This window comes from Nonomuraea ceibae (genome assembly GCF_019396325.1).
Classification (GTDB): Bacteria; Actinomycetota; Actinomycetes; order Streptosporangiales; family Streptosporangiaceae; genus Nonomuraea; species Nonomuraea ceibae.
Genome location: NZ_JAHKRO010000003.1, coordinates 167788 through 191847, shown reverse-complemented (window position 1 = coordinate 191847; position 24060 = coordinate 167788). Strand labels below are relative to the sequence as shown.

The following is a 24060-nucleotide window of genomic DNA, read 5'->3' as shown; positions in this document are numbered from 1 at the left end:
CTATGGCGTCGTGGATCTTCTGTGAACCGCGTCATAAAGCTCGCGTTTGGGCACGCCCGCGCCCTTGGCCACGTCCGCGACGGCGGTCTTGGCCGGCTCCCCGGCGGCCACCCGGCGGTCCACCTCGGCCACGAGCGCGTCGATGTCCGGCGGCCCGTCGTCGGGCGTGAACCCGGCGACCACGACCGTGATCTCGCCCTTCACGCCGTCCGCCGCCCAGGCCGCCAGCTCGCCCAGGCCGCCGCGGCGGACCTCCTCGTAGGTCTTCGTCAGCTCGCGGCAGACCGCCGCCTGCCGGTCGTCGCCGAACGCGGCGGCCATCGCCGCCAGCGAGTCGTCCAGCCGGTGCGGCGCCTCGAAGAACACCATCGTGCGCTCCTCGCGCGCCAGCGCGGCCAGGCGGCGGGCCCGGTCGCCGGCCTTGCGCGGCGGGAAGCCCTCGAAGCAGAACCGGTCACTCGGCAGCCCCGAGACGGCCAGCGCCGTCGTGACGGCGCTCGGCCCCGGCAGCGCGGTCACCGTGACGCCCGCGTCGACCGCCAGCCTGGTCAGCCGGTAGCCGGGATCGGAGACGCCCGGCATGCCCGCGTCGGTGATCACCACGACGGTGCGGCCGTCCTTGAGCGTCTCGACGAGCTCCTGCGCGCGGCCCGCCTCGTTGGCGTCGTAGTAGGACACGACCCGGCCGCCGATCTCCACCCCCAGCTCACCGGCCAGCCTGCGCAGCCTGCGGGTGTCCTCCGCGGCCACCACGTCGGCGCTCTCCAGCACCTCGCGCAGCCGCGGCGAGACGTCGCCCGCCTGACCTATCGGGGCCCCTGCCAGCACCAACCTGCCCTGTCGTGTCACCCGACCATTGTGACAGGGCACCCGGATTGCCCCGTGTTTCTTGGGTAAGCACCGGCTTCCGCACCGTACGATGGCCGAATGGCGGTGACCGATTTCCCGTACCAGACCTCCGGCGGCGAGCCGAAGCCTGGCGCGAGCAGTCCCCCTGGTTCGTCCGTGCGCGCGCGCATGATCCCCCCGATGCCCGGCAAGGCGCTGTGGGGCTGGATCGGACCGCTGCTCGTCACCGTCTTCGGCGGCGTGCTGCGCTTCACCGGGCTGGGACACCCGAACGCCGTCGTCTTCGACGAGACCTATTACGCCAAGGACGGCTATTCGCTGATCACCTGGCTGGTCGAGCGCGTCACGATCAAGGACGCCGACAAGGCGATCCTGGCCGGCAACACCGACATCTGGCAGAAGTGCACCGACGACCTGGGGCCGTGCGCCTCCTACGTCGTGCATCCGCCGCTCGGCAAGTGGATGATCGGCGCGGGCGAGTGGCTGTTCGGGCTCACCCCGTTCGGCTGGCGCTTCGCCGCCGCGGTCATCGGCACGCTGTCGATCCTGATCCTGGCGCGGGTGGCGCGGCGGATGACCCGCTCGACGCTGCTGGGCTGCTTCGCCGGTCTGCTGCTGGCCCTGGACGGGCTGCACTTCGTGCTCTCACGCACCGCCCTGCTCGACATCTTCCTGATGTTCTGGGTGCTCGCCGCCTTCGCCTGCCTGGTGGTCGACCGCGACCGGGCCAGGGAGAAGCTCGTCGACTGGTACGAGAGCTCGCCGCTGACCCCGCAGGGCCCCTCGCTCGGCTGGCGGCCCTGGCGCATCGCCGCCGGGGTGTGCCTGGGCGCGGCGATGGGGGTCAAGTGGTCCGGGCTGGCGTTCGCGGTGGCCTTCGCGATCCTGTCGCTGCTGTGGGACTTCGGGGCGCGCCGGGCCGTCGGCCTGCGCCACCCCTACCAGGGAGCGTTCGCCAAGGACGTGCCCAACGGGGTCGTCGCCTTCGCCCTCGTGCCGTTCGTCACGTACATGGCGACCTGGACGGGCTGGTTCGCCACCGCCACCGGCTACGGGCGCAAGTGGGACCAGGCCACCTCGTCGGGCAACCCGTTCTTCTTCCTCATCGACTCGGCCCGCTCCTGGGTGGAGTACCAGTGGCAGGTCTTCAGCTTCCACAACGACCTGGCCACCTCCCATCCCTACATGTCGGAGCCGTGGTCGTGGCCGCTGCTGCTGCGGCCCGTCGCCTTCCACTACGAGGGCAAGCAGCAGGTGTGCGGGGCCCCCGACTGCTCGGAGGCGGTGCTCGGGGTGGGCACGCCGGTGATCTGGTTCGGCGCGCTGGCCGCCCTGGTGACGCTCATCGCCTGGTACGTGGGCAACCGCGACTGGCGGGCCGGGGCCGTGCTTCTCGCCTACGCGATGGGGTGGCTGCCCTGGTTCTACTTCGCCTTCGCCGAGAACCGAACAATGTTCCTTTTCTACGCGATCCCGATGGTGCCGTTCATGGTGCTGGCGATCACCCTGTGTGCCGGATGGCTGATAGGGCCCACGGTCCGCACCGACGACGGCCGCCTCCCGATGCGACGCACCACCGGCGCCGCTCTCGTCGGAGCCTTCGCACTGCTCGCTTTGATCAACTTCTGGTGGCTTCATCCTGTACTGTCGGCCGAAGTCATTCCCTACAGCGACTGGAACGCGAGGATGCTCTTCGACAAGCTATGGATCTAACCCGGTCACAGTCCATTACATAGTGATTTCGTAGGGTAGTCGCTGTGCAAGACCCAATACGCACCGGATTCGGTCATCGTCAGGCCTGGGGTCCATACGGCAAACTTCGAGGCATGAGTGCACCAGACGTCACCGCGCTTCTCGCCGAGTTGGAGCGGTCCCAGCCGGACCTCGCCGACGACGCCAGGACCGCCGTCGAATGGCTGACCGGCGGCGAGCCGCTGGAAACGGTGACCCAGCTCGACGTGTGCGAATTCCTCTGGTACACGCTGCCGCTCAAGGTGGGCGGCGACCACGAGCGCCTGGCCTCCTCGCTGGGCAGGCTGCTGCAACTCGGCGGGCTCGAACGCTACGCAGCGCTGTGCGTCTCGCCGACCACCGCGCAGATCCTGCGCGCCTACGCCCGCGAGGGTGAGGAAGCCGGCACCGCCGCCTACCAGGAGGCGCTCGAAGCCACAGGCGTCCTGCCGCCCGACGTGCCCGAACTGCGCTGGAGCATGATCATGGGGCCGGAGGAGCTCGGCGCCCACGTCGCCTGCTCGGCCGCCCTGGAGCTCGCCATCGTCGCCGGCGAGAGCGTCGACCGCGTCGCCCTGACCCGCCGCTGGCTCACCGAACCGCGCGCCGACCTCGGCGGCGACAGCTGGCTGCACCGCGTCCACGGCGAACGCCTCAACCGCTGGGTCCTCGGCCGTGGCCCCGCCCGGCGCGAGCTCGCCCAGCCCTTCGAGGTCCGCCTGTACGCGCCCGTGACCCCGCAGCCGCTGCCCGCCCTGCACAAGCTGCTGTCGCTGGCCGCCTCCGACATAAACCTGCCGCTCCGGCTCGCGCCCTCGCCCGAGGCGCTGCGCCTGCGCGAGCTCGCCGAACGCGACCTGGGCGCGCTCAGCCGCGACGGCTCCCGCCTGGCCATCACCGACCACGGCCGCGCCCTGCTCGCCTCCCCCGACGCCATGTGGGAGGCCGTCACCCGGCTGCTGCTGGCCCGGGGCGAGCACGAGTTCGAGGTGTCGGCGCGGGAGGCGGCGCTGATGCTGCTCGCCGACGGCGTCCTCATGTCACCCGCCCAGCTCCGCGAACGGGTCGCCGAGGTCGTCGGCGGCGAGGGCTGGCACCCGGCGACGGGCCTGGACGACGTGTCCGCCCCGATCAACGCCCTCGTCGGCCAGCTCACCGCCCTCGACCTGGCCTTCGGCGACGACCTGGCCGTCCGTCTGACGCGCACCGGCCAGTTCGCCGCCCTGGCCGCCCTGCGCGCCCACGCGCTGCGGCCCCGCAAGTACGTCAACTCCACCTGAGAACGCCGAAACGCCCGCCTTCCCGGAGGAAGGCGGGCGTCCCGACGTGTAAACCGATGTGCAGGTCGCCTCTCGGCGAAAGGCACAACGCGGCTCCAGCCGAACGGTAGTCCGCGAAGGCAATAGGTGAGGCCCGGGGACACTGGACACACCGGCTACGTGGTGTATAACCACAGGCCCCCCTGACCCATTCCCCGGAGCCGGAGACTTTTCGACGCACCCTCGGGGTGACCTTGCCGTCTCAGGCGGTGAGCAGGGCGTGGAGGCGGCGGCACTCGCGAACCAGCCCCGTGACGCGCTGCCCGGCCGCCAGCCGCGCCACGGCCGGTATCGCGCCCCGGGCATCCGCCCAGCCGGCCGCCTCGGCGGCGAACGCCACCAGGCGGGTGTGCGTGCCGGTGGCCCGCTCCCCCGGCCCCGGCAGCGCGGCGCCGAGCAGCGCCGCCACCGCCTCCCACACCATGAGGTGCGCCCCCTGCCTGGCCGCGCTCCGCAGCGCCGCCATCGCCCCGGACGGCGAGTGGCCGGCGCCGTGCCGGAACAGCGCCGCGAGCTGCCTGCCCACCGCCTCGCCCGGCAGGTCCCCCGACGCCGCCAGCCACAGCATCGGCGCCACCGCCCCGCCCCTCGCCCCGGCGCACAGGTGATGCGCCAGGATCAGCGCCACCGCGTCACCCGCCGGGCCGTCGGCCGCCGCCAGCGCCCGCAGGTCGTCCGGTGACGGCATCGCGGCGAGGTCGCCGACGAGCCGCCCGGCCACCGCCTCCCGGTGCGCGGGCATGACGCCCAGCAGCGCGTCACACCCCTGCCCCGCCGGCTCGAACGGCAGCCCCGTGACCGACACGCGGGGCCCCGTGGCGTGGCCCTCCCAGCGCACGGTGACGCACGGCTCGGCGGGCCGATCCGTCCCCGCCAGCCGGCCGGCGACCGCACGCCCCGCGGGCCCCTCCAGCCGGGCGGCCCGCTCGGCCACGTCCCCCGGCGCCTCGCGGGGCAGCCGGAGAAGGGCCTGCCGCAGGTCCACGGGCAACGCCTCGACGCCGCCGCGCTCGTACCCCTCCAGCCGGGACACGAGCTCACCCGGATCCAGCCGCCCGTCGGCGTGCGTCGGGGTGGCCAGCAGGTACGGCGGCAGGGCGTCGGCGGCCAGCGCCCGGTGGACCTCGGCGAACCGGGCCTCCGGCAGCGCCCCGTCCGGCGGCGGGACCCCCGGCTCCCGCGCGAGGCCGGGCATGGCCAGCGCACCCTTCAGGCCGGCGCGGTCCGTGGCGGCGAGCCGTACGAACGCGTCGAGCCAGCGTTCGGCGCCCCGCCAGTCGAGCTCCGCCAGCCTGGCCCGCCCCAGCCACCCGGCCGCGAGCGTCGGCGGCGCCCAGCGCTCCGGCGCGGGCGCGCCCCGCAACGGCAGCGGCACGAACGGCTCCGACTCTGGCGGCTCCGACTCTGGCGGCTCCGACTCTGGCGGCCCGGCCTGGGGCAGGGGCGTCCCGGTGAGGGCGGCGACGGCCTCCGCGCCCTCGTCGCCGGGCATCAGCCGGGCGGCCTCCAGGACCGGCTCCGCCCCCGCCGGGGTGAAGCGGGCGGCATGCCGGACCACCAGCCGGGCGGCCCGGTGACGCGTCTCGCCCGCCCCGGCCCCGAGCGCCACGCTCAGCCCGGTGGCGAACGCGTCCAGCACGTCGGCGTCCTGGGCGGCCAGGCGGTCGAGCCGGCCCAGCCCGGCCGAGATCAGGCGGCCTTCCGCCCGATGGAGAAGGGCGTCGACCGCCTCGCGCGCTTCGCCGGGCGGCAGGGCGCCGAGGCGGCGCAGGTGCCGCAGCGCCAGGTCCGCCACCGGGCCCGGCGCCGACGGCAGCAGCGCCAGGTAGGCGCGGCGCCGCGCGGCCACCTCGTCGGCAGCGGGCGCGAGCAGCTCGTGCAGACCGGCGAAGAACCGCAGCTCGGCGGCGCTCCCCCGGCGCAGGAACCGGCTCAGGCAGCCGTCCAGCAGCGTCGCCCGCGGCACCCGGCCGTCCAGCGTGAGCGAGACCAGCGCCTCCGGAGCGCCGGGACGGGCGGGCAGCACGCCCCCTGCCTCGAACAGGCGCGGCAGCATGGCGTCGAGCAGCGGATCGGCCCGCAGCGCTGCGGCCATCCGGCCGGCCGGGGCGTCCAGGACCGATGCGAACCAGGCGTGGACGAGCGGGTCGTGCGCGGGCGGCTCCGCCCCGGTGGCGCGCAGCAGGCCCAGCGCCAGCTCAGCGTTCGCGCCGGGTTCGCGGACGCGGCGCGCCAGGCGTAAGGCCAGGTCGGCACGCCACTCCGGCGGCCGGGACGAGATCGCCAGCAGGAACGGCGCGATCTCCTCCCCGCCCCAAACGCGCAGCTCGCGACGGCACAGCCAGGAGGCGACGGCGGCGGCGCCGCCGATGGCGCCGCACCCGGCCACCCGCATGGCCACGAGCCACCGCCACGGCCGGACCACGACCACCGGCAGGCGGCCGGGCAGCTCACGCGCCACCTCGTGCCGCCCGTCGCGCCCCAGCCCGGCCACGAGGGCCGCCACGGCGGCCGCGTCCTCGGCGTCGATCGCCGACCGTACTGCCGCCCACGCCTCGGTCATGCCGGGCACACTAGGCGCGGCGACCGACAACCTTGTCGCGCGCCTGGGAGGCCCAGTCGTGCAGGGCGTCGGTGTGGCCGGCGGCGTCGAGGTTCAGGGCGGCCTCGATGAGGGCCAGGTGGGTGAACGCCTGCGGATAGTTGCCGAGCATGGCGCCGTCGGCGGCCATCTCCTCGGCGAACAGGCCGAGCGGGCGGGCGCGGGCGCACAGCGTCTCGAAGCGGTCGCGCGCCTCGGCGGTACGGCCCGCCAGCACGAGCGCCGACACCATCTCGAACGAGCACATCAGGAACGCCCCCTCCGGCCCGTCGACGCCGTCGCCGGTGGCGTCCGGGTCGTAGCGGTGGACCAGGGCGCCCCCTTCGCCGAGCCGGGCCTGGATGTGGTCGAGGGTGCCGAGCACGCGCGGGTCGCGGCAGTCGAGGAAGCCGACGAGCGGCACCCGCAGCAGCGACGCGTCGGCGTCGGGCGAGCCGTACGACTGCGTGAACGCGCCGATCTCCCGGTCGAAGCCGCGCGTGAGGATCTCGTCGCGGGCGGCGTCGCGCTCGCGCCGCCACGCGTCGATCGGGGCGCCGGTCGAGCCCGTGGCCTCGGCCAGCCTGACGGCGCGGTCGAAGCACACCCAGGCGTACAGGGTGGTGTAGGTCCAGTGGCGCGGGTTGTGGCGCACCTCCCAGGGGCCGTCGCCGGGTTCGCGCCAGCGGGCCGCGCACTGGTCGACGAGCCGCCACAGGCTGTCCAGCTCGTCGCCGGTGAGGTCGCCGGTGACGTCGTGGTAGGCGAGGGCGGCGTCGAGCACGTGGCCGTAGCCGTCGAGCTGGTGCTGGTGGAAGCCGTCGTTCCCGACGCGGACGGGCCGCGACCCGGCGTAGCCGTCGAGGTGGCCGAGCGTCGTCTCCCGGGCGACCTCGCCCCCGTCGACGGCGAACATGGGCGGCAGCCGGTCGTGGCAGCTCGCGCACCGGTCGAGCACGAACCGCAGGTAGCGGCCCGCCTCCTCGCGGTGGTCCAGGCGCAGCAGCGCGAGGACGGTGAGCGCGCAGTCGCGCTGCCAGGCGTAGCGGTAGTCCCAGTTGCGCGGGCCGCCCGGCCATTCGGGCAGCGACGTGGTGGGGGCGGCCAGCAGCGCCCCGGTCTCGTCGTACAGCAGGCCGCGCAGCACCACCGCGCTCTGCCGCACCTCGGCCGCGCCGACGCCGGAGTAGCCGGACCGGGCCGACCAGGACCGCCACGACCGTACGGTCTCGTCGAGGAGCGCGTGGGCGTCGGCGGGGGCGCGCTCGCCGGTGTAGGCGAGCGTGAACGCCACGGACTCGCCCTCGCGCAGCGACGCCTCCGGCGGGCCGGTGAGGACCGCCCCGTCGTCCTCCACGAGCGTGTCGTCGCGCCGGGTCCAGCGGGCGTCGCGGGTGGCGTAGCCGGGCCTGGCCAGCACGCGGGAGCGGACGAGCGCCCGGCCGCGCTCGCAGGTGGCGAGCCGGACCAGCCGGTGGACGGGTTCGAGGCCGCCGTCGCCGGTGGTGGCGAGGAAGTCGTGCACGGCCACGACGCCGTCGGGGCCCTCCCAGCGGGTCCGCAGCACCAGCGTCTCGTCCAGGTAGCGGCGCTCGCGCACCGAGGCGCCGTCGACGGTCAGCTCCCACGCGCCGCCGCCGCGCCGGTCGAGCAGCCTGGCGAACAGGCTGGGCGCGTCGAAGCGCGGCGCGCACATCCATTCGACGGCGCCGTCCGGGCCGACGAGGGCGCCGGTGTGGCAGTCGGACAGGAAGGCGTACGCGCCGATCGGCGGACAGTCGCTCATCGTCCCCTCATCCCCGCCGCGGCTCCCGAGTCGGCAGGTCAGGGCTGCCCGGAGGGCTCGGCGGCTAAACCGGGCGGGCCGCCCGCGCCCCGCAGGCCGTGCTCGGCGGCGAGCTGCTGCGGGGACACGCCGTCGAGCAGCCGGTCGAGCTCGCCCATCAGGAAGCCGCACTCACGCACCGGATGCTTGGTGGGGCAGTCGAGGGCGTGCCGCAGCACCTCCTGGGCGGTCCGGGCGCGGGAGACGAGCGCGTCCAGCGCCGCCAGCGTGCCGGTGACCTCCTCCCGCCAGCGCGCTCCCGGCGCGTCCAGCACCGCGCCCGCCGTGTCGAGCGGGATGCCGAGGAGCTGCGCCGTGCGCAGGAAGGCCAGCCGGCGCAGCTCCTCGACGCCGTAGACACGCCTGCCCTGCCTGCGGCCCACCGGCCGCACCAGCCCGCGTTCGTCGTAGTAGCGCAGCGCGGAGGCGTTCAGGCCGAGCCGCCGGGCCGCCTCACCGATCGGGATCAGGTCCATGTCTCCCATTTGACTTCAACCCGGCTTGAACCGCTTGGCTGAATTCATGCCAACCACGACATCCTGGATCGACGGCCGTTCCTACGACTCGCCCTTCACACACCCGGTGGGGTGGGTGGGCCGGATGGCGGGCCGGTTCATGCTCTGGACGAATCGGCACCAGAAGGAGATCCTGCCCCTGGTCGCCGCCGGGCCCGGGCAGCGGGTCCTGGAGATCGGCTACGGCGCGGGCGGGCTGGCCCGCCTGCTCTGCGCGACGGGCGCGCGGGTGTGCGGCGTCGACCCGTCACCCGACATGCGCCTGCTCGCCGCCCGCCGCGCGCCCGCCGCCGACCTGCGGCTCGGCACCGCCTCCGACACCGGCTTCCCCGACCGGGCGTTCGACCGGGTGGTCTCGGTCAACACCGTGGCGATCTGGCCGGAGCTCGCCCCGGCCGTGCGCGAGTTGCACCGCGTCACCCGGCCGGGCGGCCGGGCGCTGATCGCCTGGCACGGCGGCTCCGCGCCGTCCCGGGTGGCGCGCGGCCTGCGCATGTCCGACGCCGGCCTGGAGCGGGTACGGGCCGCGCTCGGCGACGTGTTCCACCGGGTGGACCGGGAGGAGCTGTCCGGCCTCACGGTCTTCGTCGCTCACCGATAGTCGATCACACGCTCGCTCCTGCCGGGATAGACCATGACGAGGACGTGCTGCGGGGTCCACGCCTCCCAGTCGGGCTCGCGGTAGTGCACCCGGACCCGGTAGCGGCCCGCGCCCCGGACGGCCAGGTTCGGCAGCCCCTCCCCGGACATGGCCTCCACCAGCTCCAGCACCCCGGTCGGGCTCTCATAGCCCAGCTCCACGACCCGGTCCCAGCCCTTGGTCTCGACCGGCGGCCGGCGGTCGTACGCCTCACCGGTCAGGCAGTTGGTGTAGTCGGAGTGGGTGGTGATCAGCAGGTGGCCGCGCCGGGCGGCCACGAGCCCGTCGTCCTGGGCCCTGTTCAGCAGGTCGTCGTCCAGCGCGTCCTCGGTCTCGACGGCCTCCATCACGCCGTAGTCGGTCAGCATGCGGTCGTGGGCCACGCGTACCGGCCTGATCCTCGGCCGGTGCCTGGCGCGGTCGCACACGGCCTGTTCGGCGGCCTCCTCCGCCTCCCAGGCGGCCTGGTCGGCGGCCTGGGCACGCCGCAGCACGTCGGCCGCCGGCGGGCAGATCGGGGCGATGGCGTACGCCTCCGTGGGCTCGCCGCGGAAGGCCGCGCACCGCTGCCGCCCATAGGCGAGGGCGAGGTGGTCGCCCACCTTGGTGAACCTGCCGTTCTGGCGCAGCTCGCAGAGGTAGGCGCCCGTGCCGGACTCGCAGCCGCCGGTCGTGATGGGCCCCGGGGTCAGGTCGGCGGCGGGGAGGAACGCCAGCGCCCCCAGGGCCGTCGCTCCCGCCACACCCCGCCGGAACCACCGCGAACGCACCATCCGGCGCGTCCGGAGCCTGGGACCGCGCGCGGCGACCAGCACGCAGAGGGCGGCGATCGTGGGCGCGACGTCGTTCCGGAGGAAGAAGCGCGCTCCCTCGACGCCGCCCCACATCTCCAGGCACTGCCGGTCGATCGCCATGTCCACACCGAACGCGATCAGGCCGTGGCCGTACAGGAGCAGGGTCACCACCGCGGTCACCCGGGCCAGCACCCGCCCGATCCGGGGCCGCCCCAGCCGGGTCGTCAGCCAGTGCGCCCCGAAGGCCGCCACGATCAGCGGCGCCGCGTTGTACCAGAGCAGCGGCACCCGTTCCACCAGCGGCCACACCCTGTCCGGGACCTCCCAGCGCAGGTCGGCGCCGGGGCAGAACCCGCTGGAGAAGTACCCGAACGCCAAGGTCTCCCCGGTCAGCGACAGCAGGTAGGCGACCCCCGCCGCCGTCGCCGTCAGCGCGGCCGACCACCATAATCGTGATCTTCGAGTCATGCCCCCAGAACTTACCCCGCGACCCCGACAAGCCCGCCGTCCACGACGAGGTCCTGGCCGGTGATGTACGAGGCGTCGTCGGAGGCCAGGAACGCCACGGCCGCCGCCACGTCCTCCGAGCGCCCCAGCCGCCCGAGCGCCACCTGGGCCGTGGCCGCCGCGGCGGCGTCGTCGTCCATGGCGCCCCGGAACATGGGCGTGTCGATGTATCCGGGGCTGACCGAGTTGACGCGGATGCCGCGCCCGCCGAGGTCGGCCGCGAGGGTGCGGGCCAGGTTGTGCACGGCGGCCTTGGTGGCCGAGTAGACGGACGCGATCGCCAGCCCGCGATGGAGGGTCCAGGAAGCGTTGATCACCACGGAGGCGCCCGCGCCCATCAGCGGCAACGCCTTCTGCACGGTGAAGAACACGCCCTTGAAGTTGACGTCCACGGAGGTGTCGAAGTCCGCCTCGGTGAGGTCGGCGCTGGGGGCGAAGATGCCGACGCCCGCGTTGGCCACCACCACGTCCAGCCGCCCGAACCGCTCGGCGATCCGGCGCATCAGCTCGTCACGGTCTCCCGCGCTCGCCACGTCGCCGCGTACCGCGAGCACCCGGTCGCCGCCGTCGAGCTCCTTGACCGCCTGTGCCAGCCTGTCGTCGTCGCGGCCGGTGACGACCACGCTCGCCCCCTCGTCCAGGAGCCGCTTCGCCGTCGCCAGTCCCATGCCGCTCGTCGCGCCCGTGACCAGCGCGACCTTGCCGTCAAATCGTGTCATGGCTCGATTGTCGGGCGGCCCGGCGGACCCATCCAGACGCGGCTCAGCCTAGGTCTGGCACCACCAGTCAACCGGCCAGCCGCACCTGGCGGACGAGCAGGGTCAGCTTCTCCTCGGTGCCGGTGCCGGGCTGCGGGTTGTGCAGGAGCAGCCGGTGGTCGGGCCGGCCGGGCACCGGGACGCCGGTGAACTCGAAGACCAGCTCGCCGACCTCTGGGTGGGTGATCACCTTGACGCCCTGCGCGGTCTCGCCGACCTCGTGCTCGGCCCACAGCGCGGCGAACTCGGGGCTGGACTCCGACAGGTGGGCGGCCAGCCGGCCGAACTCCGGATCGTCCGGGTAGCGGGCCATGTCCCACCGGAACTGCCGCACCACGCCCGGCGCACCGGCGGCCCAGTCGCGGAACGCCGCCCGGTGGCGGGGGCTGGTGAAGAAGGCGATCAGGCAGTTGCGGTCCTCGTCCGCGTAACCGAACACGGCCCGCGCGGCGTCGTTGACGGCGGCGAAGTTCCAGTGCCGGTCGAGCACGTACGCGGGCCGGGGCGACCACGCCTCCAGCACCCGCAGCAGCTCCTCGCGCAGCGGCTGACCGTCGTCGCCGGCCTCGCGGGGCGGCGGGTTGAGCCCGGCCAGCAGGTAGAGGTGCTCGCGTTCCATGGCGCCCAGCCGCAGCGCCCGGCTGACGGCGTCGAGCACGTCCCCGGACACCTGGATGTCGCGCCCCTGTTCCAACCACGTGTACCAGGACACGCCGACGCCGGCGAGCACCGCGACCTCCTCGCGTCGCAGTCCGGGGGTCCGGCGCCGGCCGCCGCCGGGCATTCCGACCTCCTCGGGGGTCAGCCGGGCCCGCCGCGACCTGAGGAAGTCGCGCAGCTCCTCGCGCCGCCGCTGCTCACCGGCGGAGTGCAAAGGGGACATTCCTCAACCCTAACCGCGCACGGCGGCGACCAGCCGCATCCCGCCCCAGAGCAGGGCGGCGAGCACCGCGACGAGCAGGTATTCGATGGCCGGGATGCGCACCACCTCGTCGAGGCTGCCCCAGCCCCGCACCGCGTAGACGGCCACGACGGCGGCCACGTAGCCGGCGGCGAGCGCCCAGCGGGCCGGGACGCCGAGGCCGAGCCCGTGCATCTGGGTGAGGACGAACACGCCGAGGAAGCCGAACAGGAACATCGGCCACAGCCCGCCGGGCCCGGTGCTCATGACGGCGACCAGCGTGCCGTGCGCGGCGACCAGCAGCTCCAGGGTGAGCGTCCACCAGCGGTTCGTGTGGGCCCGGGTCAGGAAGAGGCTGCCCTGGAGCAGCAGCAGGAACATGTAGAAGAACCCGATCAGGTGCCCGCTGGTGGTCTCCATCGGGTGGTACCAGAACGTGTAGACGGCGGCCCAGCTGAACAGGTAGCCGTGGTAGCGGCGGGCGAAGTCGACGACCCCGGCGGAGATGGGCGCGGGCCGGCCGGCGAACAGGCCGCGGCGGCGGTTCTCCATGAGCAGGACCACGACGAGCAGCAGCACCACCGAGCCCTGCGAGCTGAAGATCGACACGTCCTGGGCGAGGCCGTCGTAGAACACCTGGGTCTGGAGCTGGTGCAGCACGATGAAGCCGAAGTTGACCGCGAGCGCCACCACGTTGACCCGGTGGAGGCCGGAGGTGTAGCGGCGGACGCGGGTCTGCGCGTAGTAGATGACGCCCCAGAGCGCGAGCTGGTGTCCGGCGTAGCCGAGCCAGGCCGACAGGCGGGTCCAGACGGTCGGCTCGGGCAGCTTCCAGTAGTACCAGGCCGCGCCCTGGTCGGGCAGCAGCTCGACCTGGAGGCGCTGCCCCGCCACCCAGATCAGGCCCGTCAGCACGGCGCTGGCCACGACTCCCCAGAGCACGACCCGATTGCTCAGCATGCTGAACATTATGAACTACGGGACAATGTGCCGGTGGACGAGGGAGAGGCGATCCGCGGCGACATCGCCGCCTGGCCGACCGGGCGCCTGCTGTCGGTGGCGGCCCGCGTCGTGGAGGGGCGCTTCCACGCGTTCCTGGAGGCGCACGGCCTGACCCACGCCGGGCTGATCGCCCTGCACCACCTGGCGGCAGGCCCGCTCTCCCAGCGGGAGATCGCGGCGCTGTGCCGGGTGACCGACCAGACGATGAGCCGCACCGTCGAGCACCTGCGCCAGGCCGGCCATGTCGAGCGCCACCCCGACGACCGCGACCGCCGCCGCATGCTCGTCCGGATCACCGAAGCGGGCGCCGGCGCACTGGCCGCCGCCCGCCACGAGGAACGCGCCTCCGAGCACCTGATGGGCGCCCTGGACGACTACGACTGGTTCCGCGAGCAGTTGATCAAGCTGATCGCAGCCGGCTGACCACCGGGAGCCGATGGGCGTCGGCCGCCCACAGCGCGACCGCGATGTAGAGCACCTGCTCCGGCACGCGCAACCACAGGGGCGAGGCGTCCGGCACGTCGGCGACGGCGGCGTAGACGTTGGCCGGCAGCACCAGCAGGAAGAACAGGGCCAGGCAGAGCCCCGCGGCCCGCCGGGTGGCGCCGAGGACGAGCCCGGCCGCGCCCGCCAGCTCCAGCACGCCCGTCGCGTACACCATGAAGCTCGGGAACGGGACGAACGGCGGCATCATGGCGACCATCGACGCGTGGTTGGGCATGAACGTGACGCCCGCCGGGACGAAGTGGGCGCTGGCGGTGAGGACGAGCATGACCGCGAGCCCGTGCGCCGCGCTGACCTTCCAGGTGGCGAAGCGGCGGACGCCGAGCGCACCCAGCAACCTGAACAGCAGGAGCGCCCCGACCAGGACGCCGATGACGATGAACATGATCGATCCTCCTTTTGGATAGTGACACTATCCAGTTGTTGGCTAGATAGTAGCACTATCCAAAATGGAGGAACAAGGGATCAGGAGATGCTGCGGCCCTCCACGGCGTCGAGCAGCAGCGGGGAGGCGCCGGCGTCGCCGCGGACGCCGAAGCCGTAGCGGTAGCCGGCCCGCACGTCCGGGTCCGACAGCTCGGGCAGGTGCTCCAGCGTCGCCACGGTGACCAGCTCCCAGCCCGATCCGGTGTCGGCGTACATGGCGGCCCGGTCACCCACCAGCGACAGCGCGAACCGGCCGCCGTCCGGGATCGTCACGCCCTGCTTGATGCCGAACACCGCCAGCCCGCCGGGCACCTGCGGCCCGCGCACCTCGAAGCCGGCGAACTTCTGCGTGTTCACATAGAAGGCCACCACGTCCGTTTTGCCGTCCTTGACGAGGCCCGTGTAGACGGTGTCCATGTCGGTGGAGTCGCCCTGGAACTTCCGGATGGTGATGGCCGTGCTGAACGCCGGGTTGCGCGGCGACACGCCCGACGACAGCAGCCCGAACCAGCCCGCCGTCGCGTTGCCCGCCGACAGCGCGCCGTCCGCGTAGCTCACCCGCGGCAGCTCCTTGTTCTCCGGCTCCACCCGGTGCACCTGGTAGTCGCCGGCCGTGTCGAAGCCGTCGGCCAGCTCCTGGTTGGCGAAGGCGTCGGGCGCGGGCGGCACGTAGCCGGCCTCCGGCGGCAGCCGGAACGTCACCCGGTGCTCCTGCCGCAGGTAGGACGCGCACACGACCGGATACTCGCCGTCGGCGGGCCCGTACGCGGTCAGCTTGGTGTCGAACGTGCGGCTCGCGCCGGCGCGCAGGCCGGTGACGCGCAGCGCCGCCGGGTCGACGGTGACGCCGTCGCAGGCCGTGAGCCTGACCTGGCCGGCCATCGGCAGCACGTCGCGGTTGGTCACGGTGAAGGTGACCGTGGAGCCGACCAGGCCGCGCTCGGCCGTGGCGGCGGTGATCTCGACGTTGCGCCGGTCCGTGGCGGGCAGCGCGGCGGCGGCCAGGCCGAGCCTGTCGATCTCGTACGAGCCGGCCCAGTCGGAGCCCACCGAGCCGCGTACCCACACCTTGACGCGGGAGATCGCGTCACGCGGGGCCCAGCGGGACAGGTCGAGCGTGAGCCTGTTCCAGCCGCGCGCGGGGTCGATCGCGCCCACGCCTTCTGCCACGGCGCCGTCGCGCCCGTACACGCGGATCTTGGCGGAGAACGCGTTGCCCGGCTTGAAGCCGTCGTCGGCGCTGTCCGGCACCCGGATCGACACCGAGAGCCGCGCGGTGCGCGAGGCGTCGAGCGGCTTGCCGAACAGCACGTCGGCGCCCTTGTACGACTTCGCGTACTGGGACCAGCCGGGCAGGTCGCGGTCGAAGCGGACGCGCAGCGCGTGCCCGCCGTCGGCGGCCACCCGCTCCACCGCGGCGGCGTTGTCCGAGGGCCGCCAGCCGTCCGTGCCGGTCTCGAAGCCGGAGATCACCCGCTCGGCCACCGGCTTGGCGTCGAGCTGCGCGCCGACCGTCACCGGCGGCTTGCGGACCGCCAGCTCGGCCGGGTCGAACCCGGGGATGACGTCCTTCCAGTCGGAGATCCCGATGATCTCCTTGGCGAACTCGGTCACCTCCAGCGACCGCGCGGTGTCGATGGCGGCGAACACCTCGTGCACCGGCTTGCGCTCGCCCGCGTTGGACGGCGAGGCGTGCTCCTCGTCCCACGTCCACAGGCCGAGCCGCAGCCCGCCCTCCTGCTTGTGGTCGACGTGCCGGTGCAGGATGAACGAGTCGATCCCGTCGGCGAAGGCGACCTTGTAGTAGGCGTAGGCATAGGCCGCGGCCTGGAGCCTCAGCTCCTTCGCGGTGTAGTCCTGCGAGTTCAGGCCCTGCTCCGACAGGATCACCCGCCGTCTCTCACCGCCGTACGTGAGGTGCTCCTGGGCGAGGTAGCGCGGCAGCAGCTCGATGTTCTTGAACGTGATCCGCATCGTGTCGAAGCTGTCCGTGGCGGTCTTGTCCTGCCAGAACGCCGGATTGAACAGGTTCTCCGGATACGGGTGATAGGCGATGTGCCAGTCGAAGTCGCCCTGCCTCTTGGTCAGCGCGTTGAGCCCGTCGACCACGTCGCGGCCCTTGTAGGTGTACTTCGGGTCGTCGTTGGCCGCGCCGGTCCAGAAGTGCGTGAGCGAGGTGTAGACGCGGGCGGCGGCGTCGGACTTGCGCACGGCCTGCCAGGTCAGCCGCATCGCGCGGGTGTACTGGTCGAGGAAGACGTCACGGTCCTGCGGGCCCATGTTGTACCAGAACTGCTGGGCGTCGATCTCGTTGCCGACGATCCAGCCCCACGCCCTGCCGTACTGGCCGTCGGCCCGGCTGTAGCGCTGGGCGAAGAACTCCATCGCGGCGGTGAAGTGCGCCTCGCCCTCGGCCGTCTTGGTGTTGAACGCGTAGACGGTGCCCTTGCCGAGCTCGGCGTCGGGGTGGATGAGCGTGCGGGCGGCCGAGTTCGGCGCGGTGCTGTTGTAGACCAGCACGATCAGGTTGACCAGGACGCCGTTGTCCGACAGCGGTTTGACCTGGGAGTCCACCCCGGCGACGGCGCCCCGGTCGAAGTAGTAGGTCCTGCCCTGCGAGACGAACTCGATGGTGTTGCCCGGCGCGCCGGGGCCGGACATCATGACCGAGTCGAGGGCCAGGTTGATGCCCGCGTGCTGGACGCCGATCTCCTCGGCGTCGTCGGTCATCTGCACCTGCAGACCCTTTTTGGACGAAATTTCGGGATAAGGGGTCTGGCTGGTGGGCCGGAACGTCAGCTTGTCGGCGTAACGCACCTCGCCCAGCGGCCCGTCCGCCCCCACCGCGACGAACTTGTCGTGCAGCCGGTCCTGCTCCCCCTCCATCCGGGGCACCTCGACGCGGAACTCGCCCGCCTCGACGCTCGCCACCGGCTCCTCACCCTCGTGGCCGTCCTGCCAGGTGTCCAGCGCGTACAGCCGGGCGGGCCCGGAGGCGGTGCCGGTGACGGTGACCGTGCTCTCGCCGACCTCCACCCCGGTCACCCCGGTCACCCCGGCAGCCGCCGCCCGCGCGGGCAGGCCGGCGAACAGCATCGGCACGGCCAGCGCGAAGGCCGTCAATAAGCGCAGCATCCCATCTCCTCCTATTTCGCCCAGTCCTCGTCGCCCCAGGCGTTCTTCTTGATGCCGGCCTCGACGCCGCGGTCCCACCACTTCGCCAGGTCGTCCAGCTCCTCCTCCAGCGACCGCTCGCCGAGCAGGTAGCCGTCGAACACGTCGCGGAACGAGGTCCCCTCGGGCCCGCCGGGCAGCCCGGTGACCCGGAACGTCTTGCCCCACTCGCCCTCCAGCAGCCCGGCGGTCTCGGGCGACGGCTCGACGCCCTCGATCGCGGGCAGGCCGCCGGTCGCGTCCAGCCACGGCTTGATCGCCGGGGAGCTCATGTACTGCAGGAACTTGACCGCCGCCGCGTACTTCTCGCCCTTGACCGTCGACGGGATCATGTAGCTGGTGCCGCCGATCGAGGCGCCGTAGCGGGCCGGGGCGTCGCTCGACAGCGGCGTGGTGGCCTTGGTGATGGTCGGGAACGGCATCGTGGCCAGCGGGAACTTCGCGTCCGCCTTCAGCGCCTCGACGGCGAAGTCGGTGCCCCACGACATGGCCGCCTTGCCGGCCACGAAGTCGCGGTAGCCGACCGTCGCGCCGCCGTCGGCCACGCCCGTCCAGTTGGGCGTGCCGCAGTCGAAGAACTCCTTGTAGAGCTTGAGCGCCTCGGCGACCTCGGGCGTCTTCGTGCTGAGCGTGCCCTCCTTGATCGCCTTGCTGAGCGACTTCTCCGTCACCAGGGGCGCGACGGTGGCCTTGCCGGGCTTGCCGGTGGCGTCGAAGAAGTTCCACTCGTCGTGGTACTTGTCGACGAGCTGGGTGCTGATCGACTCCCAGGTCCAGCCCACGGCCATGCCGCCCTTGTCGAGCGCGACCGGGTCGTAGCCGGCGTCCTTCAGCTTCTTGCAGGCGCTCCTGAAGTCCTCCCAGGTGGCCGGCGGCCCGTCGAGGCCGGCCTTGGCGAAGGCGTCCTTGTTGTAGAACAGGCCGATCGCGACCAGGTTGAACGGGATGTACTCCAGCTTCCCGCTCTCCTTGCTGAGCGCCTTGGCGACGCCGGGGCCGAAGTAGTCCTTCTTGAACACGTCGAGCCAGCGCTGGTTGCCCGGCACGTACGGGTTGGGCTTCTGGAGCTCGGCGTCGAGGGCGTGCACCTCGTGCGCCTTGTGCGGCGGCTGGTTGAAGACGAGTTCGGGCGCGGTTCCGGCGGCGAGCTGGGTGGTGATCGTCTGGGAGAAGCCGTCGAGGGGCAGCACCTGGGTCCTGACCTCGATGCCGGGCTCGCGCTTCTCGAAGGAGTCGACGATCGCCTCCCAGGCGGGGCCGAAGGTGCTGCCGCTGGAGTTCCACTGGTTGGGGCCGGCCAGGGTGATCGTGACCTTGCCGTCGGCGCCGGTCGCGCCCTTGTCGCCGGTGCCCAGCAGGCCGCAGCCTGTCAGGGCGAGCAGCATGGCGGCGCCCGCCAGCCCGCTCTTGGGGGGTGTTCTCATGAGAGCTGGGTCCTTTCGTGGTTGATACGTTTCAAACAACCGCATGACCTCACTTGCCGGAGACGATGCCGCCCTGGATGCCGGCCAGGAACCACTTCGACAGGAACGTGAACAGCGCCAGCAGCGGCAGGCTGGCCAGCACGTATCCGGCGAACAGCGGCCCCCACTGCTGCACGTTCTGGTTGGCGAAGAACGCCAGGCCGGCCGGGATCGTCCGGAACTCGTCGGTCTGCACGGTGAGCAGCGGCCAGAAGTAGTCGTTCCACACGCCCAGCACGGTCATCAGCGCCACCGTGCCGATCACCGGCCGGGCCAGCGGCAGCATGAAGGCCAGGAACAGGCGGACGCCGCCGGCCCCGTCCACCCGCGCCGCCTCGAAGATCTCCTCGGGGATCTGCGCCATGTAGGTGCGCATGATGACGATCCCGAACACCGTGTTGCCGGTGACGTGCGGAATGATCAGCACCAGCCGGCTGTCCAGGATGCCCAGGTCGCGCATCAGCACGAACAGCGGGATCAGGCTGGTGATCGACGGCACCATGAGCAGCGCCGCGATCAGCCCGAACAGCGCGCCGCGCCCCGGGAAGCGGTAGCGGGCGAAGACGAACGCGGCGGCAGGGGCCAGCACCAGCGTGCCCGCGATGGCCAGCCCCGCCACCACGAACGAGGTGAACAGGTACGGGCTGACCTGCTCCCAGGCCACCGCGTAGTTGTCCAGGTGGACCGGCCAGGCCGGCGACCAGTAGCTGGCGAAGAACTGCTCGTTGTCCTTGACCGAGGCGGCCAGCATGAACAGGTACGGGAACAGCCCGGCGAAGGCGAGCACCGACAGCGCCGCGCCCGCCACCAGGTTGGTCCTGCGCGTGCGGCTCACGCTCCCGCCTTCCTGCCGAGAACCAGCGAGACCAGGCTCACGCCGAGCGTCAGCGCGAACAGCACGGTGCCGAGCGTGGCGGCGTAGCCCCAGCTCGTGTCCAGGAAGGCGGCGTCGAGCATGCGCAGCACCGGCACCTGGGTGGCGTTGTCGGGGCCGCCCTTGGTCATGATGTGCGCCTGCATGCCGTACTGGAGCACCGAGATCACCGCCAGCACGAACAGCAGCTTGACGTCGCGCAGCATCATCGGCAGGTCGATGCTCCAGAAGCGGCGCAGCCGCCCGGCCCCGTCGACCTCGGCGGCCTGGTAGATCTCCGCGGGCACGTTCTGCAGGGCCGACAGGAAGACCAGGAACGGCAGGCTCGCCACCCAGGGGAAGCCGATCGTCATCAGCGCGACCAGCGCGGTGTCGGGGTCGCCGATCCAGTTGGCGGCCACCCCGTCCAGTCCCACCGCGCGCAGCAGGCTGTTGATGACGCCGTCGCGCGGGTCGTACATGAACTGCCACAGCAGCACGTTGACCACCGCGGGGAAGGCGAGCGGGAGGATGAGCAGCGTGCGGAAGACGAAGCGCAGCCGCTCGCTCGACAGCGACATCACCAGCTCGGCGGCCAGCAGCGGGAACACCCACATGAGCGTGACGGCCCAGACGAAGATGACGCCGATGTTGCGGAACGAGGCCCACCACAGGTCGTCGCCGAGCATCGTGAGGTAGTTCTCGAAACCGACGAAGGGCGACTCGAAGCCCGGCCGCCACTCGAAGAGCGAGTGGACCATGCCGTTCAGCGCGGGGTAGTACGCGAACGCCGCGAGCAGGGCGAACGTGGGGAGGAGAACAAGATAGACGCCCCACGGGAGCCGGCGGCGCGCCTTTGTGCTGGTCACGATGGAACTGCCTCTCACCTTGCCGTGTCCTGCGTTGATTTGAACGTTTCAGACACGTTTCGAGTCTCGCGATCCCCTCTATTTGTGTCAATAGCCTGGGATAACGGTTTGTTCACCGTGGCTGCCTCAAACCCGACATTTCGGGATGTACGGGCGGCCACGGTGAAACGTTAAAACGTCCGGAACGCGTACGTGCCGGAGCCCACCCGGAAGACCGACCCGCCCTCGTCACCGGGCCGGTCGAACAGCACGCCCGGCGACTCCGCCACGGGCGCCCCGCCCTCGGTCACCCGCTCGGGCGGCGCCGGCACGTGCACCTCGCCGCGCGTGCCGGGCGGCAGCACCACGTCCAGCGCGAAGCCGTCGTCCCCCTGCCGCCAGGCGACCTCCACCCGGCCGTGCCGGGTGCGGTGCGCGGTGCGCGCCCACGTGATGCCGCCGCCGGGGCGCGGGCGCACCACGACGTCGGCGTAGCCGGGCGATCCGGCGGCCAGCCCTCCGACCGTCCGGTACATCCAGTCGCCGACGGCCCCGTACGCGTAGTGGTTGAAGGAGTTCATGCCCGGGTCCTGCAACCCCCGGTGGTGGCTCCAGGAGTCCCAGCGCTCCCACATCGTCGTCGCGTCGCCGTGCACGACCGGGTAGAGCCACGACGGGAACGTGTCCTGCGTCAGCAGCCGGTACGCCACGTCCAGCCGCCCGGTCGAGGTGAGCGCGTCCAGCAGGAACGGCGTGCCGAGAAAGCCCGTCGACAGGTGGCCGCCGCGCGCCTCGATGTCGCGGGCCAGCCGCGCGGCGGCCCTGGGCAGTTCGTGCTCCTCCAGCAGCCCGGCCGTGATGGCCAGCACGTACGCGGTCTGCGTCCCGCTCGCCACCACGCCGGGCCCCTCGACGAAGGCCGCGCGGAACGCTTGCCGGACGCGCCCGTACAGCTCCAGGCAGGCCCGCTCGTCCTCGTCCCGGCCGAGCGCGGCGGCGAGCCCGGCGAGCTGCCGCGCCGACAGCGCGAAGATCGCGGTGCCGACGAGCCGCTTGGGCGTCTCGGCGCCGATCGACAGCCAGTCGCCGAACCCCTCCTCGGGGAAGACGCCGCTGTCGGAGCGCTGCTCCAGGTACGCCAGCCAGCGCAGCATCGGCTCGAAGCAGGCGGCGACCACCCCGGCGTCACCGCGCAGCCGGTGCAACGCCCACGGCAGCATCACCAGCGCGTCGCCCCAGCCGGGCGAGCCCGCCTCCTTGGCGTTGGGCGACAGCCCGCGCCCCGACAGCACGTCGGGCGCCACGTGCGTGACCGCGCCGTCGTCGGCCTGCGCGTCGACCACGTCGGCCAGCCAGCTCCGCAGGAAGGCGGCGGCGTCGTAGTTGAACAGCGCGGTGGGCGCGAACGCCCAGATGTCGCCGGTCCAGCCCAGCCGCTCGTCACGCTGCGGGCAGTCGGTGGGGACGGCCACGAAGTTGCCCCGCTGCCCCCACACGATGTTGCGCTGCAGCTTGTCCAGCCGCTCGTCGGAGCAGGCGAACTCGCCCGCGGGCTCCATCGCGGCGTGGGCCACCCGGGCGGTGAGCTCCGCCGGGGCCTCGCGCAGCCCCGACACCTCGACGTAGCGGAAGCCGTGGAAGGTGAAGCGCGGCTCGAACGTCTCCGCCCCGTCGCCGCGCGGCAGGAACTCGTCCGTCGCCCGCGCCGAGCGCAGGTTGGCCAGGTGCAGCCCGCCCTCGTGGTCGAGCACCTCGGCGTGGCGCAGCACCACCGGCCGGTCGCGCCCGGCGCGGCCGGTCAGCCGGACCCAGCCGACCAGGTTCTGCCCGAAGTCGGCGATCCACACGCCCGGCCGCCGCTCCCACACGGCCACGGGCTCCAGCTCCTCGTGCACCCGGATCGGCGGCGCGACGGCGGCGGTCAGGCGGCCCGAGGGCGGGCTCACCGGCACCGCCGGCGCCCAGCCGGAGTCGTCGAACCCGGCCGCCGTCCAGCCGAGCGGCTCGGCGGCCAGGTCCTGCCGCTCGCCGTTCTGCAGGTCGGCGTAGCGGATCGCGCCCGACCCGGCCCGCCAGTCGCGATCGGTGCACAGCCGCGTCACGCTGCCGTCGTCGTGCAGGATCTCCAGCTCGGCGCGGAAGGCGAGCCGCCTGCCGTACTGGAAGGACCCGAACCAGCTGATGTGGCCCGCGTACCAGCCGTCGGCCAGGACCGCGCCGATCGCGTTGCGCCCCTCCGACACCAGCGCCGTCACGTCGTAGGTCTGGTATGTGACGCGGTGGCGGTAGTCGGTCCAGCCGGGGGCCAGGTGGTCGGCGCCGACCCGGGTGCCGTTCAGGTGCATCTCGTAGACGCCGAGCGCGGTGGCGTACAGCCTGGCCCGGCGCACCGGCGACGGCACGCCGAACTCGCGGCGCAGGTAGGGGCTGGGCCGGTCGCCGATCGGCTCGCGGCCGTGCGGCGGGTCGCCGTGCAGGCCCGCCTCCTCGGCCAGCGACCACCCGGAGTCGTCGTAGCCCGGCTGCTCGAACCCGTCGCCGGGCTCGTCGCTCGCCCGCCACCGGCCGCCGGACGTGACGGTCACCGCGCTCTCCCCGGCCACCGGCACGAGCTGCGGCAGCACCGGCCGGCCCTCGACCACGACCTCCAGCCGCACGCACAGCCCGGACCCGTCAGCCCTGATCGCGAGCACGTTCTCGCCCGGGGCGACCAGGTCCCCGGCCTCGGCCACGAACGCGCCGTCACGCGTCTCCCCCGCGACCGGCTCGCCGTTCAGGTACGCCTCGACCGCCGTGCCGCCGCCGATCACCAGCGACGCCGACAGCGGCCTGGCCCCGCCCGGCACGGTGAACCGGGTCCGAAACGCCCCGCTCTCCGACGGCGACGGGCCGAGCGGCCCGGCCACCCAGACGCGCGGCACGTTCTCCAGCGACGGCAGGCGCTCCGAGCCGGGCACGGAGGGTGTGCCGATCCAGCCGGCCGTCCAGCCGCCGGCGTCGCCCAGCCCGGTCTCGAACCAGTGCGCCGGGCTCCACGCCGACCACGCGCCGCTCTCGTCGGCCACCCTGACCCGCCAGTGGTAGCGGGTCCGCGGCCGCAGCTCCGTCCCGCCGTACGGGATGTCGTACGTCGCGGCCGAGGTCACGTCGCCGCTGTCCCAGACCAGCTCGGCCCCGTCGTCCACCGGGTCGCCCTCGCGCGCCACGATCAGCCGGTACGCGCTCTGCGCCCGCCCGCGGCCGGGGCCGGTGAGCCGCCAGGAGAAGCCGGGCGCGCGCACGTCCAGGCCCAGGGGCTCGCTCAGCCCTTCCACCCGCGGATCGGTCACGGCGAGATGCATTGGACTCCCAAGCTAGTTGAAACATTTCA

At 72.9% G+C, this 24060-nt stretch carries 18 protein-coding genes; 4 read left to right on the top strand and 14 right to left on the bottom strand.

Annotation, left to right across the window (positions count from 1 at the left end; translation table 11 throughout):
- Complete coding sequence (gene rsmI / locus KME80_RS03845; RefSeq protein WP_219500287.1) at positions 1 to 849, bottom strand: 16S rRNA (cytidine(1402)-2'-O)-methyltransferase; 849 nt, start codon at positions 847 to 849, stop codon at positions 1 to 3.
- A gap of 78 nt (positions 850 to 927) precedes the next feature.
- On the opposite strand from rsmI, the gene KME80_RS03840 reads away from it, so the two are divergent.
- Positions 928 to 2562: a dolichyl-phosphate-mannose--protein mannosyltransferase gene (locus KME80_RS03840; protein WP_219500285.1), complete on the top strand. Its 1635-nt coding sequence runs from the start codon at positions 928 to 930 to the stop codon at positions 2560 to 2562.
- Positions 2563 to 2675: 113 nt separating this feature from the next.
- Positions 2676 to 3860, top strand: coding sequence for a hypothetical protein (locus tag KME80_RS03835; protein WP_219500282.1), 1185 nt, complete (start codon positions 2676 to 2678; stop codon positions 3858 to 3860).
- A gap of 241 nt (positions 3861 to 4101) precedes the next feature.
- On the opposite strand, the gene KME80_RS03830 is transcribed toward KME80_RS03835, so the two are convergent.
- From KME80_RS03830 to KME80_RS03820, 3 genes are read right to left on the bottom strand one after another with little or no spacing between them, the layout of a single operon-like run.
- Positions 4102 to 6462: a DUF7824 domain-containing protein gene (locus KME80_RS03830; RefSeq protein ID WP_219500281.1), complete on the bottom strand. Its 2361-nt coding sequence runs from the start codon at positions 6460 to 6462 to the stop codon at positions 4102 to 4104.
- A gap of 10 nt (positions 6463 to 6472) precedes the next feature.
- A complete protein-coding gene (locus tag KME80_RS03825; protein WP_219500280.1) occupies positions 6473 to 8266 on the bottom strand; it encodes a glycoside hydrolase family 15 protein in 1794 nt (597 codons plus the stop codon).
- Positions 8267 to 8304: 38 nt separating this feature from the next.
- Positions 8305 to 8781 carry a MerR family transcriptional regulator gene (locus tag KME80_RS03820; RefSeq protein WP_219500279.1) on the bottom strand — a complete coding sequence of 159 codons (477 nt, stop codon included), beginning with the start codon at positions 8779 to 8781 and terminating at the stop codon, positions 8305 to 8307.
- A gap of 46 nt (positions 8782 to 8827) precedes the next feature.
- Between KME80_RS03820 and KME80_RS03815 the strand changes: the two genes are divergently transcribed.
- Positions 8828 to 9421 carry a class I SAM-dependent methyltransferase gene (locus KME80_RS03815; protein WP_219500278.1) on the top strand — a complete coding sequence of 198 codons (594 nt, stop codon included), beginning with the start codon at positions 8828 to 8830 and terminating at the stop codon, positions 9419 to 9421.
- On the opposite strand, the gene KME80_RS03810 is transcribed toward KME80_RS03815, so the two are convergent.
- The 4 genes from KME80_RS03810 to KME80_RS03795 all read right to left on the bottom strand — a co-directional run bounded on the left by KME80_RS03810 (position 9412) and on the right by KME80_RS03795 (position 13380).
- Entirely contained in the window at positions 9412 to 10722 is a 1311-nt protein-coding gene (locus KME80_RS03810; RefSeq protein WP_219500277.1) for a hypothetical protein, read from the bottom strand. The two genes, KME80_RS03815 and KME80_RS03810, sit on opposite strands and share 10 nt — an antisense overlap.
- 11 nt (positions 10723 to 10733) lie before the next feature.
- The gene (locus tag KME80_RS03805) at positions 10734 to 11480 is read right to left on the bottom strand and encodes an SDR family NAD(P)-dependent oxidoreductase (RefSeq protein ID WP_219500276.1); all 747 of its coding nucleotides are present in this window, start codon (positions 11478 to 11480) and stop codon (positions 10734 to 10736) included.
- Positions 11481 to 11547: 67 nt separating this feature from the next.
- Positions 11548 to 12402 carry a helix-turn-helix transcriptional regulator gene (locus KME80_RS03800; RefSeq protein ID WP_219500274.1) on the bottom strand — a complete coding sequence of 285 codons (855 nt, stop codon included), beginning with the start codon at positions 12400 to 12402 and terminating at the stop codon, positions 11548 to 11550.
- Between the two features lie 9 nt (positions 12403 to 12411).
- Positions 12412 to 13380 (bottom strand): hypothetical protein, encoded by a 969-nt coding sequence (locus KME80_RS03795; RefSeq protein ID WP_246643907.1) that lies wholly within the window; start codon positions 13378 to 13380, stop codon positions 12412 to 12414.
- A gap of 33 nt (positions 13381 to 13413) precedes the next feature.
- Here KME80_RS03795 and KME80_RS03790 point away from each other — a divergent pair, with 33 nt between their 5' ends.
- Positions 13414 to 13845 carry a MarR family winged helix-turn-helix transcriptional regulator gene (locus KME80_RS03790; protein WP_308125606.1) on the top strand — a complete coding sequence of 144 codons (432 nt, stop codon included), beginning with the start codon at positions 13414 to 13416 and terminating at the stop codon, positions 13843 to 13845.
- Here KME80_RS03790 and KME80_RS03785 read toward each other — a convergent pair.
- The 6 genes from KME80_RS03785 to KME80_RS03760 all read right to left on the bottom strand — a co-directional run bounded on the left by KME80_RS03785 (position 13823) and on the right by KME80_RS03760 (position 24019).
- Positions 13823 to 14311: a DoxX family protein gene (locus KME80_RS03785; RefSeq protein ID WP_219500268.1), complete on the bottom strand. Its 489-nt coding sequence runs from the start codon at positions 14309 to 14311 to the stop codon at positions 13823 to 13825. The genes KME80_RS03790 and KME80_RS03785 overlap by 23 nt on opposite strands.
- 80 nt (positions 14312 to 14391) lie before the next feature.
- Positions 14392 to 17487: a DUF5722 domain-containing protein gene (locus tag KME80_RS03780; RefSeq protein ID WP_219500265.1), complete on the bottom strand. Its 3096-nt coding sequence runs from the start codon at positions 17485 to 17487 to the stop codon at positions 14392 to 14394.
- Positions 17488 to 17498: 11 nt separating this feature from the next.
- Positions 17499 to 18950 (bottom strand): ABC transporter substrate-binding protein, encoded by a 1452-nt coding sequence (locus KME80_RS03775; RefSeq protein WP_219500263.1) that lies wholly within the window; start codon positions 18948 to 18950, stop codon positions 17499 to 17501.
- A gap of 49 nt (positions 18951 to 18999) precedes the next feature.
- Positions 19000 to 19824, bottom strand: coding sequence for a carbohydrate ABC transporter permease (locus tag KME80_RS03770; protein WP_219500261.1), 825 nt, complete (start codon positions 19822 to 19824; stop codon positions 19000 to 19002).
- Positions 19821 to 20711 (bottom strand): carbohydrate ABC transporter permease, encoded by an 891-nt coding sequence (locus KME80_RS03765; protein ID WP_308125605.1) that lies wholly within the window; start codon positions 20709 to 20711, stop codon positions 19821 to 19823. The genes KME80_RS03770 and KME80_RS03765 overlap by 4 nt, the downstream gene beginning before the upstream one ends.
- A 170-nt stretch (positions 20712 to 20881) precedes the next feature.
- The gene (locus tag KME80_RS03760) at positions 20882 to 24019 is read right to left on the bottom strand and encodes a family 78 glycoside hydrolase catalytic domain (RefSeq protein WP_219500259.1); all 3138 of its coding nucleotides are present in this window, start codon (positions 24017 to 24019) and stop codon (positions 20882 to 20884) included.
- Positions 24020 to 24060: the final 41 nt, after the last annotated feature.